Origin of the sequence: Enterococcus sp. S53, assembly GCF_016516865.1 — a bacterium.
GTDB lineage: Bacteria > Bacillota > Bacilli > Lactobacillales > Enterococcaceae > Enterococcus_D > Enterococcus_D innesii.
Window position 1 is genome coordinate 314,025 of record NZ_JACVUH010000001.1, and the last position, 14,589, is coordinate 328,613.

A 14,589-nucleotide genomic window follows, 5' to 3' on the forward strand; every position below is an offset into this window, starting at 1 on the left:
GTTATTTCTTTTTCCCACCAAAAGCATCTTTCATTTTATCAAAAAATCCTTCTGGTTGTTGTTCGGTGGTTTCATGTCCACTGGCTTTTGCATAAGCCCGCAATGCCTCTTTTTGTTCCTCATTTAAGTTCTTCGGTGTGATCAGCTTTACTTTAACTTGTTGATCGCCATTGCCGCCTCCCCGTAAGCGAGGGGCTCCTTTACCGCGTAAGCGGAAGTTTGTGCCTGTTTGGGTACCAGCTGGGATTTTTAATTTCACATTCCCGTGAACCGTTGGTACATTGACTTCGTCACCTAAAGCAGCTTGGACAAAGTTCAGCGGTAGCTCGTAATAAATCTCAGAACCGTCACGATCAAAAATATCACTTTCTTCCACACGGAAAACAACGTATAGGTCCCCATAAGGACCACCGTTGGTCCCAGCTTCTCCCTGGCCAGATAAACGCATTTGTTGTCCATCTTCGACACCTGCTGGTACGTTGACTTTTACATTATGTTTTTTCTTTTCATGACCAGTACCATGACAGGTTGTACATGGTTCCTTGATTTCTTTCCCAGTTCCATGACAAACATCACAAGTTTGACGGCTCATCACACGACCAAGTGGTGTTTGACGTTCAACATTGATAGTACCTGCACCATGACATTTATGACAGGTTTCTGGTGAAGTACCTGGTTTTGCCCCATTCCCGCCGCAGGTATGACAGGTTTCTTCACGGTTGTATTGAACAGTTTTTTCCACTCCGAAAATCGCTTCTTCAAAGGAAAGATCGACCGCATATTGCAAGTCCGCTCCTTGTCGAGGTGCATTAGGATTGGCTGCTCTGCCGCCTCCACCACCGAAAAATGATTCGAAAATGTCTTCAAATCCACCAAAACCGCCACCGGAGAATCCACCACTGTTAAAGCCGCCGAATCCACCGCCATAACCGCCTCCGTAGTTCGGATCGGTACCAGCATGCCCATACTGGTCATAAGCAGCTCTTTTTTGGGAATCACTTAATATTTCATAGGCCTCAGAAATCTCTTTAAACTTTGCTTCTGCATCAGGTTCTTTATTGATGTCTGGATGATATTGTTTTGAAAGCTTACGATAAGCTTTTTTGATTTCGTCATCCGAAGCCCCTTTTTGTAGACCTAAGACCTCATAATAATCTCTTTTGTCTGCCATTGGCTTCCCTCCACTCTATTCTTGCGTCTCTCGTATTTTAGCATATAATTCGCTCTAGAAAAATACGTTTCGCAAATTCATAAGAAAAAGCCAAAGTGGTGACTTTGGCTTTTTCACAAACAGCGATTATTTATCGTCACCGTCTACTTCTTCAAAGTCGGCGTCAACCACATCGTCTGCGCCGCCTTGTGCAGCTTCTGGATTTTCTTGTGCTTGTTGTTGTGCTGCTTGTTCGTATAATTTAACGGTTAAGTTTTGTACGATTTCATTCAAAGCATCACGTTTGGTTTTCATTTCTTCTAAGTTGTTTGCTTCAAGTGCAGCTTTCAACTCATCACGAGCTTCTTCCGCTTTTTTGACTTCGTCTGCATCCACTTTGCCTTCAAGCTCTTTCAATGTTTTATCAACAGTGAACAACAATGCATCGACGTCATTGCGTAGATCAACTTCTTCTTTGCGCTGTTTGTCGGCTTCAGCGTTTGCTTCAGCATCTTTTACCATGCGTTCGATTTCTTCATCTGATAGACCTGAAGATGATTTGATCGTGATTTTTTGTTCTTTTTGTGTACCTAAATCTTTTGCAGAAACATTGACGATCCCATTTTTATCGATATCAAATGTTACTTCGATTTGAGGGATGCCACGAGGTGCTGGTGGAATATCCGTCAATTGGAATCTTCCTAATGTTTTGTTGTCAGCAGCCATTGGACGTTCCCCTTGCAAGACATGGATATCAACGGCAGGTTGATTGTCTGCTGCAGTTGAGAAGACTTGTGATTTACTTGTAGGGATCGTTGTGTTACGATCGATCAGTTTTGTGAAGACAGCACCCATCGTTTCGATACCTAATGATAATGGTGTAACGTCTAGTAAGACAACATCTTTCACATCCCCAGTGATCACGCCACCTTGGATCGCAGCACCCATCGCTACCACTTCATCTGGGTTTACTGATTTGTTTGGTTCTTTATTGGTTTCTTTACGTACAGCATCAACTACTGCCGGAATACGAGTTGAACCACCAACTAAGATCACTTCATCGATTTCTGATTGTGATAAGCCAGCATCTTTCAAAGCTTGGCGTACTGGAATTTTTGTACGTTCTACTAAGTCTGCTGTTAATTCATCAAATTTCGCACGAGTCAAGGTCATTTCCAAGTGCAATGGACCAGCATCACCAGCTGTGATAAACGGTAAGCTGATTTGGGTACTTGTTACACCTGACAAGTCTTTTTTCGCTTTTTCAGCAGCATCTTTCAAACGTTGCAAAGCCATTTTGTCTTTTCCAAGATCAATGCCGTTTTCTTTTTTGAATTCTGCTACCATGTGATCGATGATTTTGTTATCAAAGTCATCCCCACCTAGGTTGTTGTCCCCAGCAGTTGACAATACGTCAAAGACGCCATCGCCTAATTCAAGGATCGATACGTCGAAAGTACCGCCACCTAAGTCAAAGACTAGGATTTTTTCATCTTTATCTGTTTTATCTAACCCATAAGCTAAAGCTGCGGCAGTTGGTTCATTGACGATTCGTTCTACTTCAAGCCCGGCAATTTTACCAGCATCTTTAGTTGCTTGACGTTGTGCATCGTTGAAGTATGCAGGAACAGTGATGACTGCTTTTTCAACTTTTTCACCTAAATAGTCTTCAGCAAATCCTTTGATGTATTGAAGAACCATTGCGGAAACTTCTTGTGGTGTATAAGATTTGCCTTCAACTTCTACTTTGTATCCTGCTTCACCCATATGGCGTTTAATAGAAGAAATCGTATTCGGGTTTGTCACTGCTTGGCGTTTTGCAACTTCCCCTACTTGGATCTCACCATTTTTGAATGAAACAACAGAAGGTGTGGTACGGTTTCCTTCTGGATTCGTAATGATTTTTGCTTCGCCGCCTTCAAGGACAGCAACAGCTGAGTTTGTTGTTCCTAAGTCGATACCGATAATTTTACTCATAAGTAATACACTCCCTTTTTTAATTTAAACATCTACTTATAGATAGAAAGAACTATTGTGCAACGATGACCATGCTTGCACGCAAGACACGATCATGCAATTTATACCCTTTTTGCAAGACAGTAACGATTGTGTCTGCCGGTGTTTCATCAGAGGCAGGTACAGTCTGCACCGCTTGATGCAAGTTCGGATCGAACATTGCACCTTCAGCAGGAATCTCTTCGATTCCCTCTTCTTTTAAGGCTTGACGCAGACTTTCAAGAACCATTTCAACGCCTTTTTTCAAATTCGCCGCTTGGTCTTGATCGACATCTGCTGCCATCGCTCGTTCCAAATTGTCGATTGCTGGCAACAGTTTTTTGCCAAGATCTTGCGAGCGGTATTTTTGTAAAAGTTCCCGCTCATTGCGGTTACGTGAAGTGATATTTGCGATCTCTGCACGAGCACGCAGGAATTGATCTTCCAATTCGTTATTCTTTTCTTGCAAAAGTTCCAATTCGCTTTTTTCCACTGCTTCTTCCTCTGGTTGAGGAGTCTGTGCTTCAGTTTCAGTTGATTCATTTGAAGATTCAGGTGTTTCTGCGGTTTCTTCAGCAGTTTTAGCTAATTCTTCATCTAAACGCTCTTCTTTTTCCGTCACGTTTCAACCATCCCTTCTACGATTTGTTTCATTGCCGCTTATTCATTGGCAGCGTCTAATGCGCGATAATAATCGGCCAATTTTTTTGCTAACTCGCCTCGAAAAACTTCCATCAGTCCAAACATCCGTGAATACGGCATACTTGATGGACCTAATAAAGCGATCGTTCCTTGTCCATGACCTTCGATTTCATAGCTGGCTTGGATCAAACTCATATTTTGTAACAAGTCATTGCCAAGCTCAGAGCCGATTCTGATTTGAATCGCAGAATCTCTTGGCGCCAGCAGCTGTGTCAGCTGATCTGCGTTTTTCATAAATGAATACATCGATTTGAACTGACTAACATCTTGCGTCGGTTCAAAATCCAGAAGATTCATTCGCCCGCCGACGAAGATTTTTTCTTCAAAAATATGGCTCAGCATCGTATCAAAGAGATCAACGATTCCGTCAGTCGTTTGAAAATACTTATGCAGAATCATCGGAATCTCGGTTCTTAATCGATGGTAGACCGTCATTAGAGGTTCACCGATCAATTTGTCGTTGATGATCCTTACCATTTTTTCCAAATCTTCGCTACTCATCGATTCAGGAAGGGTAAAGACTTGATTTTCGACATTCCCTTTATCCGTCACGATGATCGCGATGATCTGTCGTGCATTCAAAGGGACGATTCGAAAGCCCGTCAATTTCCTTTCCTTCATATCTGGCCCGAGAGACAACGCTGTATAGCTAGTCAAGTTGGACAAGATCGTGGCAGACTGCTGGATGATTTCATTGATTTCATGAAAATCTTTTCCAAAAGAATGACGAATGGTTTGAATTTCGTTTTGGTCAACTTCAGATGGCTTCAATAAGTGATCAACGTAATAGCGATACCCTTTTATTGATGGCACACGCCCTGAAGATGAATGTGTCTTTAATAGAAGTCCAGCTTCTTCCAGCGCCTTCATCTCATTACGAATGGTGGCAGAGCTAGCTTCAACCCCATCTTCCATCAATCGCTTCGAGCCCGTGGGCTGACCAGTATTCGTATAGTTTTGGATGATGAGGTGTAAAATCATTTGTTGTCTAGGTGTCAACATTTTATCCACTCCTCCGTTAGCACTCATTCCTATTAAGTGCTAACACGATTATAAATATACCATATTTGCTAGGAATGTCAAGTATTTGCATCACTTTTTTAGCACTCTTTCTAAGAGAGTGCTAAAAAAAGAAAGCAAAAAAGAAGCAGCGCGAAATGGCTACTTCTCTTCCTTGTTCTTTCTTATTTTTCTCCATCCAAGAGAAATGCTTCAAACACTTCGTTGCCAATGAACATCCCAGATTTCGTTAAAAAGACACGATCACCTTGACTAGCCAACCAGCCTTTTTGAATCAACTGTTCGCTAGTTGAACCATAGATTTCCTGAAAAGACTTCCCGAATTTTTCTGCAAAGCGTATTTTTGAAATGCCAGCCTTTTTACGGAGGCCTAAAAAAAGTTCCTCTTCCATTTGATTGCTGGTTGTCAATTCTTCGATTTCGTGGATTGGCAACTGATTTTCCTGCAATGGTTTCAAATAATGCTGGATCGGTCCTTTATTCTTGTAGCGAGACTGTCCAAGATAACCACTAGCGCCTGCCCCAAAGCCAAAATAATGTTCATTGTTCCAATACACTAGATTGTGCAAGGACTCATACCCTGGTCGGGCAAAATTACTGATTTCATATTGGGTCAAGCCAGCTTTGTTCATCGCGGCGATTGCTTCGTCAAACATCTGTGTTTCCGCTTCTTGAGAAGGCAACGCCATTCTTCCTTGGCGAACCCAGTTCATAAACATGGTTTTGTTTTCTAAGATTAAGGAATACATGGCATAATGAGGCAACCCGAGATCAATCGCTCGCGTCAGCGTATCACGGAAGCTTTCAATGCTTTGTCCCGGAAGTGCATAAATCAAATCGATCGTCACATTCTGAAAATCATGTTTTTCTAGCAGTTGGATGGTTGAATAAACATCTTCAGCAGTATGCTTGCGACCAATTTTTTTTAGCAAGCGATTATCAAAGGTCTGGACCCCCATAGACAATCGATTGACTTGGTGGTTTTTCAACACCAGCATTTTGTCTTCGCTCAAATCACCAGGATTTGCTTCCACTGTAAACTCTTTCGTTGTGTGAGTCGGCAATAATTCGTGTACGCCTGACAGCAATCGATCCAGCTGGCTTGCCGAAAGCGACGTTGGCGTCCCACCGCCAATGTAAATCGTTTCCGCTTCGCTGACTGGCTGGTGGAAAAGAGTCAACTCAATTTCCTTCAACAGTGCTTCGATGTATTCATCTACTGGCTGGCCTTCTAAAAACACTTTGTTGAAGTCACAGTAGTAGCAAATATGTTCACAGAAAGGTATATGTAGATACGCGGAAATATTTCCTGCGCTTTTTGTAGATGGATCATTTATTGTTTGACCTTCAAGCATTACTAAGTGATTCTCCTCTATCTTCTTTTTCACTCGCATTGCTGAGAGTATCGGCACTTATTGTAGCACAGATCTGTGAATTCTCCTATCACTTGAAATAGCAATAAGCAAAAAAACACCACTTCAAGAAAGTGATGTTTCAGAACAATCATAGAAAAAACCAAGAGGACTACTCCTATTAAGTACGGTAAACTACCGTTTTTGTTCTTATGGCAAACAGAAAAATTACGGTCTGCTACAAGAACTAACACTTCCCCCAAATTGTTAGCGCCACAAAAGATAAGCTGTTGTCGGCGGCTTACTGAATAAGAGTAGCTCTCTTCTTGAAAGACAATCGCTTGCCTTATCTGACTCTAGTATACCTTGATTTAAAAATTAAGTCCTATCATCTTTTTCATCAGTCTATGAAAACAGTGAGGAATGTAAGGACGCTTGATCGATTAAAAAACATGAAGCAAGATGTCGATCAAGTAACGGATCAACCGATAGGCGATAAATAAGAAAAAAATATTTCCTAGCAAAAATTGAAAAACATTTCCGATAGATCCTTTAAAGGAGCGAAAACTGAAATACCGGGACCAACGACTGAACCCATTTTGGCGATTTCGCTTTAATCGATACGCTTCATCATACTTCATCTCTAAGAGATCATAATAAAAGATCATTAGGGGTTGTTGCACAAAAAACACTTTCTTATACCCTGCCATCAGCGTGTACTGCTTATTATTGGAAGGAAAGTTGCGATTGCCGTTTTTCTTCACGCGCATCGTTGTTCCATCCTTCATGTGGAATGCATAATGATCCTCGAATTCTGTCAGTTGATAAATTTTCGGCACCTGATTTTCTTCTTCGAAAGCAAGTACGACCTCACTCGCTCGCTGATAAAGTGAAACTAACCATGCCATCATCCCTAGCAAAATAACCAACAAAATGATATTTAAAAGCAAACTTTCTTGTAACAAAAATAGGTAACCTAAGATAATCAAAATCGCCACGCCAAGAGCAAGCATTCTTCTACGGAAATAACTACGATACATCAATTCAAAAGAGCGCCGATAGTAGGCAAAATCTTCTTTTACAAAATCCATTCTTACCACATCTTTCCAGCTTGAGGTTGCTGCTACTGTATCAAAGATCCCTTTGAAAGTCAATTTACCGAAAAAGTTTCAGCGTCAGATTTGTATCAAACAAGAAAACGTTTTATAATAAAAGATGTAACTAAAAAAAGCGACGAAAGTAGGTTGAAATACGTGATATTACAAGAAACATTTACTTTGCAGAACAAACTGACGATTCCTAAGATCGGCCTTGGGACCTGGCAATCTTCGCCAGAAGATGCTTACAATGCAACAAAATTTGCCATCCAAGATGGTTATCGACATGTCGATACAGCTGCTGCTTATAAAAATGAAGAAGCAGTTGGGAAAGCTGTCCGCGATTCAGGCGTTGCTCGTGAAGAGATTTTTGTTACCACGAAAGTACCTGCTGAGTTAAAAACTTATCAAGAAGCGGTTGATAGCATTGATGCTTCTCTAAAAAAACTTGACTTAGGGTATATCGATTTGATTTTGATCCATGCCCCTCGTCCTTGGAAAATCATGGGAAACAATCCAGAAAATAAAGATTTTTATCTTGAAAACATCGATGTTTGGAAAGCATTAGAAGAAGCCTACTTAAGTGGAAAAGTAAAATCGATCGGTGTTTCAAACTTCGATCAAAAAGATTTACAAAATATTTTCGATCATTGCGATGTGAAACCAATGGTCAATCAGTTTATTTACCATATTGGTCGCACAAATGAAGAATTATTGGCATTTTGCAAAGCGCACGAAATTTTAGTGGAAGGCTATTCACCAATCGCTACTGGTCGTTTACTAGACAACGATGCGGTCAAAACGATTGCGGAAGCCTATGGAAAATCGATTCCACAGCTTTCTATTCGTTACCTACTACAAAAAGATATTTTGCCATTGCCAAAATCCGTTCATGAAGAATACATTTCAGATAATGCCAAAGTTGACTTTGAAATTTCTGAAGAAGACATGAAGAAATTAGATGAGCTGCAAGCATAAGAATTTTTGCATTTAAGTGAAAAAGCAGCCCGATCAAGTCCAGCAAATGCTGGTCATAGATCGGGCTGCTTTTTTGTCTTTTACAACTCTGTTTAGAAAAACAACCGACTCTTAGTCTGCCAAAATTGGCTTCTTTTTACGCTAGTTGCTCAAAGGTACCCCATACTTTCACTTCTTGTTTTTCTACCATCGTTTTGCCTTTTGCTAGAACTGTTTCTACAGCGAATGATTCTTTGTTCAGCAAGCAAATATCAGCATCCATCCCTGCTGCAAGGCGCCCCTTTTGATCAAGCTTCAATACTTTCGCTGGATTAGAAGTGATTGCACGAATGGCGATCTCCAATGGAATCTGCTCTTTTTGGACTGCTTCTTTAATGCCTACCATCAGTGCTCGCGAACTGCCGACACCCAGACCTATGAATTGATTGTTTTCATCAAAGTAAGGGAGACTGCCTTGCCCATCAGAGGTCATGGTAAATTGATCCAGCCCGATCCCTTCTGTTAACAAACGTTTCAATCCTTTACTGAAGCGAACCTCATCGTCTTCTTTTTCCCAGAAATCAGGATCTTCACTCGCCGTAAAATCGATCGTTCCACCCATTTTTGCAAAAGCAATACTCGCTTCGAAAAGCTCACTGGTCCGATTGGCATGTGTAGGTAAAAATTGGCTGATTGGAATCTCTGTCTCTTCGATGGTTCGTAAAAGCAGCTCATATTTTTTCTTTCCTCCACCTAAGTGGACGTTTACGATGCCTGCTTTTCCAGAAAGCATCCCACCGACACGAGCATCCGCAACCGCGCGGGTAAATTCTTCGAAACTTGGTTGTGAAGAACGATGGTCAGAAACGGCTATTTCACCGATACCAATAATTTTATCGATAGTCAAAAAATCTTGGATGATGGAATCCGTGACAGGCGTCAATGGCAATCGATAAGAACCGTCATACAAGTAAGTCGTGATACCTTCCGCCTCTAGTCCACGGGCCTTACTGATCAAGGCAGTCATATCTCTGCCTACTCCGTCAGTACCTAAACAGCCAACCACTGTCGTTACCCCCGCAGAGGTCAGCTGAGACAATTTCACTTCAGGTGTCCGGTTTTGAAAACCACCTTCCCCGCCACCTCCTAAGATATGAAAGTGACAGTCAATAAAACCGGGCACAGCAAGCAACCCTCTGCCATCGATTTCTTCAAGAGCAACGCCTGAGAATCCTCCTTGAATCGAATCTTGAATGGCAATAATCTTGTCTTCATTTAATAAAATATCTTTTTTTCCTAAATAGTCAGGAGCGTAAACTTCCGCTTGTCGTATCACCTTCATGAGTGCTTCCTCCTTGTGCCTAATTACTTCTTATTGCAAGCCGATCGCGACCGCAATAAAGATGAAGATCGTTCCTAATACAAATAAGAACCCTTGCATTTTGATCTGGAATTTCGCCCATTTCACCCATTCGATTCTTGCGACACCTAGGACACCGATTAGACTTGCTGATACTGGCGTGAAGGCATCCATAAAGCCTGAGCCCAATTGGTAAGCCAAGACAGCGATCTGTCTAGATACACCCAAAAGATCGGCTAACGGTGCCATGATCGGCATGGTTAATGCAGCCTGACCTGAATTTGAAGTCACGATCAAATTGAAGAAACTTTGGAAAATGTACATGAACCAAGCCCCAATAAATGCTGGAACATTGCTTAACAAACCGCCGATGCTATGCAAAATCGTATTCAACGCTGACGGCACGTTGGCATCAGAACCGCCGAGAACCAGAAGAATCCCTTTGGCCATCCCTACAACGATTGCAGTTCCTGCCAATTCTGAGGCACCTGATTGAAAAGCACTCGCCACGTCATTCAAGCCCATATTTTCTAATTTGAAGAGAACTGCTATGATTCCTGCCCCTAAGCCCATAACAAAGAATTGGGAAGCAATCTCAGGAATATAATAGCCTTTTTGTGTCACACCCCAAACGATCCAGATCAAGACTGCTAGCATTTCAACCAAGATCAATTTATGACCTAATAGAAAGGGTTTTTGCTCACTAGAGGTTTTCTCAAGATGATTTCTAAAATATGCATCCGATTGATAGGTTAGTGACTTCTCCGGATTCTTGCGGATTCTTTCGGCATAGATCATGAGGTATGCTGCAGATAATGCGGTAACCACGACCCACATGATGATTCGGAACGTTGCCCCTGAAAGAACCGGAATACCTGCGATCCCTTGAGCCACTGCCACACTAAATGGACTCATCCACGAGGTGGCATTCCCAATCTGGGAGGCGACATAAGTGACAGTGACCGCCACGATCGAATCATACCCTAATGCGATCACGAAAGGTACCATGACCATCGAAAACGGAATGACTTCTTCTGCCATCCCAAAAGTAGCACCCCCAAATGAAAAAGCAAAGAACAATAACGGCAATGCCAAACGTTCTAATCCACGGGTTTTGCTGATAAACGCAAAGATCCCTGCATCGATCGCTCCGGTTTGCATGATAATACCAAATGCACCCCCGACCACTAAGATCAGCGCTGCGATTCCCACTGCTGATCCATATTTATCGCCAGAAACCAACCCTTCAAAAACAAAATTTAAAAAACCGAAACCGTTAAAGTCATCAGTTCCCCAAAGCTTGGCTGTTTTATGCAGTTTTTCAGAAGTATCATAAATTTTTTCCCCGTAAAGACTGTAAAGCGTATCATCGGTTAGTCCCACCTCATCTAATTGACTCTGGGATAACTCTTTAGGCCCTTCAGCCAGAACAGCTGCCAAAGCCTCAGGATCGACATCTAATTCTTCTAGCTCTTGTGGATCGTCTTCCAATTGATTCAACTGTTGATAGACGTATTCGTTATCTAACGGGTAGGCATAACGAAACGAATCTTGCATTAAGACCGTTCTGGTACTGATTTCCCCATTTGCATCGGTATACTCGATTTCTTGTGTACTAAATTTCCCAGCGGGAACTAAGAAAGTCAGCAACCATGCCAACAGCACAACCCCAAAGATGATGACATACGTATGCGGCGTTTTCATTTTGGTTAAATCTTTCTTTTCTTTCCCCTTTTTTACTTTTTTTCCAATTGTCACTTTTTCTCTCCCTTTCCCTTTGCAGCGTACTGCATAAATTATCATTTTAGCCTATTTTTTAGTATATCGAAAAAACGTTTTTTCCTCATGGGGAAAGCATTAGAATTCAAATAAACTACGTTATAAAAAGAGAGAAAAAGAAAAAGTGAAAAGAAGCCAGAAGCGCTTCTTTTCACTACGAATGATTAGTTTTCTTCTGAAAGGCCATCAAAATAAGCTTCAGTGTCTCGTTCGTCTTGCTTTAATTGTTCGATCAATGCTTGCGCACCATTGAAAGCCACTTGATCACGCAAGAAATGATGCCAGCGGATTGCCACAGTTTCCCCATAGATATCTTGGTGAAAATCGAGAATATAGATTTCAACTGTTAACTGGCGCCCTTGACCAAAGGTGTCATTGTGACCAATCGATCCCATCGATGGATACCACTTGTCACCGACTTTGATTTCCGTCACATAGACACCTTCTTTTGGCAACCGAACAGTGCTCTTCACTTTGATATTCGCGGTTGGAAACCCAAGTTCTCGTCCTCTAGCATCACCGTGAACGACGGTTCCTTCAAATTCATAAATATACCCTAACAAGCGATTGACTTGCGCCATATCGCCATTTTGTAGCGCAGAGCGAATGCGTGTGGAGCTAACCTTTTCTTCATCAAACGATTCTTGCGCGACAGTCACAACTTCAAAACGTCCTTCTGCATAGGTTGGCAACAGCGCCATGTTGGCAATTTCCTTCTTGCCATAGGTATAGTCAAAACCTGCAACAACAACTTTTGCATGCAGTCCGATCATGTATTCATCTACAAATACTTGCGGTGCCAAATTTGCAAAAGCAGAAGTAAATTCAATGATATAAAGAATGTCTACCCCAAGTTGTTCCATATGCGCTTCCTTTTGAGCCAAACTGGTCAGGTATTGCATTTTTTCAGGATCGACTTTTTGAAACACGATCGAGGGATGTTGATTAAAGGTCATCAACGCCAATTTTAACCCTTTTTCCTCTGCAATCTTGCGCCCTGTTTCAATGACTTTCTGATGGCCTAGATGCACACCATCGAAAAAGCCTAAAACTAAGACGATCTCCTCTTCAGGAATCGTTGCGTGATCATAAGGGTGTCTCATTTCAATGATTTCCATGTTCATTCTCCTATTTCTGTACGGATGACTTTTACCGGTTTCATCATATCGTGGTATTTGTCATGAGCTTTATAAATACTAATTAATTGTTCTTGATAGAAAATCGCCACTAACTCTTCTGGGTGCTCTTGTAATCCAAATGCACGAAACGGCAAACGCATGCCATTTTTTACTTTCTGCCAGAGGTCCGCATCGATCGTCACTTGAACAAACTCCGATACCCCGTATTCTAAAGGTAGTAGTAGTTCCGAAACACGTTGTTCATCGACTGCCTTTTGAACCTCTGCAATCGTGTAAGATTGTTCTTTAGAAAAACCACCGCTTTTTAGGCGAGTCAAATCAGACATATGCGCGGGTACGCCCAGCAATTTCCCTGTGTCGACCGCTAATGTGCGAACATAAGTCCCTTTTCCACAAGAAACTTCAAAACGCCAGCTTTGCGTATTGTCCTCATGAGTAACCGGCTCTGAAATTCGTTCAAAGGAATAAATTTCGGCTTTGCGTTGTGGCCGCTCGACAGTTTCATTGTTGCGGGCATATTCGTAAAGTCGTTTGCCATTGACTTTGACCGCCGAATACATCGGGGGGATCTGGGTAATCGTCCCCGTCAACTGTTTCATTGCCTGATCGATCTCTTCCTTCGTAAAAGGACGAGTTAGTGCTTGTTGTTCAACGATATCCCCCGACCGATCTTCTGTAGTGGTACTGAAGCCCAAAGTGATTTCCCCGGTGTAGACTTTTCCAGAATCAACCAAGTATTCGACGATCTTCGTTCCTTTTCCGATACAAATGGGCAAGACACCATCCACGTCAGGATCTAGTGTGCCGCTGTGTCCGATTTTTTTTGTCTTTAATATTTTTCGTAATTTAAACACGCAGTCGTGACTTGTTTGTCCACGCTCTTTCCATAATGGTAAAATCCCGTCCATCGTATTCCTCCATTTCACTTCAACTTGCTTATTATAACATATAAAAAAAATTCATTGCACGACAAAATCCTTTTCGCACCTTCTCATTACATGATAAACTAAGCATATAAGGAGGTCCTAAAATGGTTGTTTTAACGATAGGGTCATTTATTGGATTTGCCATTTTTTTGATCATGATTCAGCTCGGCACGATGCAGCGTTGGGAAGAAGCGTTTGCTTTGCAGATCATCCAAAGCCGTACGCCCTCTTTGACGCGCATGATGCACTTTTTTACCAATTTAGGAAAAGCCTTTCCGACAGTTGCGATTGCTTTACTGTTGTTTGCCTTTCCATCATCGCGGGCGGATCTTGCACCAAAAACAGCAGTCAGTATCTTCATAGTATCAGCAGCTGCTTACTTGATCAAACGAATCGTCCGACGAGATCGTCCTATTGATCATCGTTTAGTTGAAGAAAAAGATCACAGCTTTCCTAGTGCTCATGCTGCCACATCCGCTGCCATGTATGGAACGATCGCCTTGAATCTTGGACAATTGGTTCCCTCAGCTGTCATCCCGATGACCTTACTGGCAATTTTGCTTAGCTTTATGATTGGCTTTAGCAGAGTCTACTTAGGGATCCACTTTTTAACAGATGTGATCGGTGGTTGGCTCTTAGGGGCAGGTGTTGCTGGACTGGTTACTTTACTGATGAATTCCTGATGCTTTTTCCAAATAAAAAAGAACAGCTTCGACTGGAAGCTGTTCTTTTTTTTATTCTTCTGAGTGCAATGCGCGAATCATTTCATCAATTTTATTCCCGTATTGTACAGATTCATCCAACTCGAATTGGATTTCTGGAACTTTGTAGAGCGTTAGCGCTTGGCCTAGTTCACGACGAACCAACCCAGTTGCTTTTTCCAGTCCTGCTTGGGCTTTTTGCTTATCTGAAGCCAAGTCCGTCAAGGTGCTGTAAAAGATCGTTGCTTGCTGCAAATCTCCAGTTACTCGTACATCTGTGATCGTCACATCTTGCACGCGAGGATCACGAACTTTTTTACGAAGAATTTGATTGACTTCTTTTAAGATTTCTTGTGCCACTCGGCGATCTCGATAATTAGCCATTCAAAAAGCCTCCTTGTATAGTTGTCA

General features: G+C 41.9%; 13 protein-coding genes. 2 read left to right on the forward strand and 11 right to left on the reverse strand.

What is annotated here, in order from left to right; all coding sequences use genetic code 11:
• Position 1: 1 nt before the first annotated feature.
• From dnaJ to IAE45_RS01575, 6 genes are all read right to left on the reverse strand, one after another.
• Entirely contained in the window at positions 2-1,171 is a 1,170-nt protein-coding gene (gene dnaJ, locus IAE45_RS01550; protein ID WP_005235650.1) for a molecular chaperone DnaJ, read from the reverse strand.
• 126 nt (positions 1,172-1,297) lie between these two features.
• Positions 1,298-3,127 (reverse strand): molecular chaperone DnaK, encoded by a 1,830-nt coding sequence (gene dnaK, locus IAE45_RS01555; protein WP_005225936.1) that lies wholly within the window; start codon positions 3,125-3,127, stop codon positions 1,298-1,300.
• 52 nt (positions 3,128-3,179) lie between these two features.
• Positions 3,180-3,767: a nucleotide exchange factor GrpE gene (gene grpE, locus IAE45_RS01560; RefSeq protein WP_077454424.1), complete on the reverse strand. Its 588-nt coding sequence runs from the start codon at positions 3,765-3,767 to the stop codon at positions 3,180-3,182.
• A gap of 38 nt (positions 3,768-3,805) precedes the next feature.
• Positions 3,806-4,849, reverse strand: a complete 1,044-nt coding sequence (gene hrcA, locus IAE45_RS01565) for a heat-inducible transcriptional repressor HrcA (protein WP_005225934.1) — start codon at positions 4,847-4,849, stop codon at positions 3,806-3,808.
• A 182-nt stretch (positions 4,850-5,031) separates the two neighbouring features.
• Entirely contained in the window at positions 5,032-6,222 is a 1,191-nt protein-coding gene (gene hemW, locus IAE45_RS01570; RefSeq protein ID WP_081118617.1) for a radical SAM family heme chaperone HemW, read from the reverse strand.
• A 440-nt stretch (positions 6,223-6,662) separates the two neighbouring features.
• Positions 6,663-7,310, reverse strand: a complete 648-nt coding sequence (locus IAE45_RS01575; protein ID WP_200124649.1) for a hypothetical protein — start codon at positions 7,308-7,310, stop codon at positions 6,663-6,665.
• A 162-nt stretch (positions 7,311-7,472) separates the two neighbouring features.
• Here IAE45_RS01575 and IAE45_RS01580 point away from each other — a divergent pair, with 162 nt between their 5' ends.
• A complete protein-coding gene (locus tag IAE45_RS01580; RefSeq protein WP_200124889.1) occupies positions 7,473-8,294 on the forward strand; it encodes an aldo/keto reductase in 822 nt (273 codons plus the stop codon).
• Positions 8,295-8,430: 136 nt separating this feature from the next.
• Here the strand turns inward: IAE45_RS01580 and iadA are convergent, their stop codons facing one another.
• The 4 genes from iadA to truB form a co-directional block, all read right to left on the reverse strand.
• The gene (gene iadA, locus IAE45_RS01585) at positions 8,431-9,615 is read right to left on the reverse strand and encodes a beta-aspartyl-peptidase (protein WP_200124651.1); all 1,185 of its coding nucleotides are present in this window, start codon (positions 9,613-9,615) and stop codon (positions 8,431-8,433) included.
• A 30-nt stretch (positions 9,616-9,645) separates the two neighbouring features.
• A complete protein-coding gene (gene yfcC / locus IAE45_RS01590; RefSeq protein WP_200124891.1) occupies positions 9,646-11,337 on the reverse strand; it encodes a putative basic amino acid antiporter YfcC in 1,692 nt (563 codons plus the stop codon).
• A 239-nt stretch (positions 11,338-11,576) separates the two neighbouring features.
• Positions 11,577-12,530, reverse strand: a complete 954-nt coding sequence (gene ribF / locus IAE45_RS01595; RefSeq protein ID WP_081118621.1) for a riboflavin biosynthesis protein RibF — start codon at positions 12,528-12,530, stop codon at positions 11,577-11,579.
• 2 nt (positions 12,531-12,532) lie between these two features.
• Positions 12,533-13,459 carry a tRNA pseudouridine(55) synthase TruB gene (gene truB, locus IAE45_RS01600; protein ID WP_140964845.1) on the reverse strand — a complete coding sequence of 309 codons (927 nt, stop codon included), beginning with the start codon at positions 13,457-13,459 and terminating at the stop codon, positions 12,533-12,535.
• 122 nt (positions 13,460-13,581) lie between these two features.
• On the opposite strand from truB, the gene IAE45_RS01605 reads away from it, so the two are divergent.
• Complete coding sequence (locus IAE45_RS01605) at positions 13,582-14,160, forward strand: phosphatase PAP2 family protein (protein WP_015509588.1); 579 nt, start codon at positions 13,582-13,584, stop codon at positions 14,158-14,160.
• Positions 14,161-14,211: 51 nt separating this feature from the next.
• On the opposite strand, the gene rbfA is transcribed toward IAE45_RS01605, so the two are convergent.
• Complete coding sequence (gene rbfA, locus IAE45_RS01610) at positions 14,212-14,562, reverse strand: 30S ribosome-binding factor RbfA (protein ID WP_005225925.1); 351 nt, start codon at positions 14,560-14,562, stop codon at positions 14,212-14,214.
• Positions 14,563-14,589: the final 27 nt, after the last annotated feature.

Excerpts from the sequence above, each read along its gene's own strand:
- IAE45_RS01605 (WP_015509588.1), top strand. The coding sequence starts at position 13,582 with ATGGTTGTTTTAACGATAGGGTCATTTATTGGATTTGCCATTTTTTTG.
- IAE45_RS01575 (WP_200124649.1), bottom strand. The coding sequence starts at position 7,310 with ATGGATTTTGTAAAAGAAGATTTTGCCTACTATCGGCGCTCTTTTGAA.
- hrcA (WP_005225934.1), bottom strand. The coding sequence starts at position 4,849 with ATGTTGACACCTAGACAACAAATGATTTTACACCTCATCATCCAAAAC.
- iadA (WP_200124651.1), bottom strand. The coding sequence starts at position 9,615 with ATGAAGGTGATACGACAAGCGGAAGTTTACGCTCCTGACTATTTAGGA.
- ribF (WP_081118621.1), bottom strand. The coding sequence starts at position 12,530 with ATGGAAATCATTGAAATGAGACACCCTTATGATCACGCAACGATTCCT.
- truB (WP_140964845.1), bottom strand. The coding sequence starts at position 13,459 with ATGGACGGGATTTTACCATTATGGAAAGAGCGTGGACAAACAAGTCAC.
- dnaK (WP_005225936.1), bottom strand. The coding sequence starts at position 3,127 with ATGAGTAAAATTATCGGTATCGACTTAGGAACAACAAACTCAGCTGTT.
- yfcC (WP_200124891.1), bottom strand. The coding sequence starts at position 11,337 with ATGAAAACGCCGCATACGTATGTCATCATCTTTGGGGTTGTGCTGTTG.
- dnaJ (WP_005235650.1), bottom strand. The coding sequence starts at position 1,171 with ATGGCAGACAAAAGAGATTATTATGAGGTCTTAGGTCTACAAAAAGGG.
- rbfA (WP_005225925.1), bottom strand. The coding sequence starts at position 14,562 with ATGGCTAATTATCGAGATCGCCGAGTGGCACAAGAAATCTTAAAAGAA.
- hemW (WP_081118617.1), bottom strand. The coding sequence starts at position 6,222 with ATGCTTGAAGGTCAAACAATAAATGATCCATCTACAAAAAGCGCAGGA.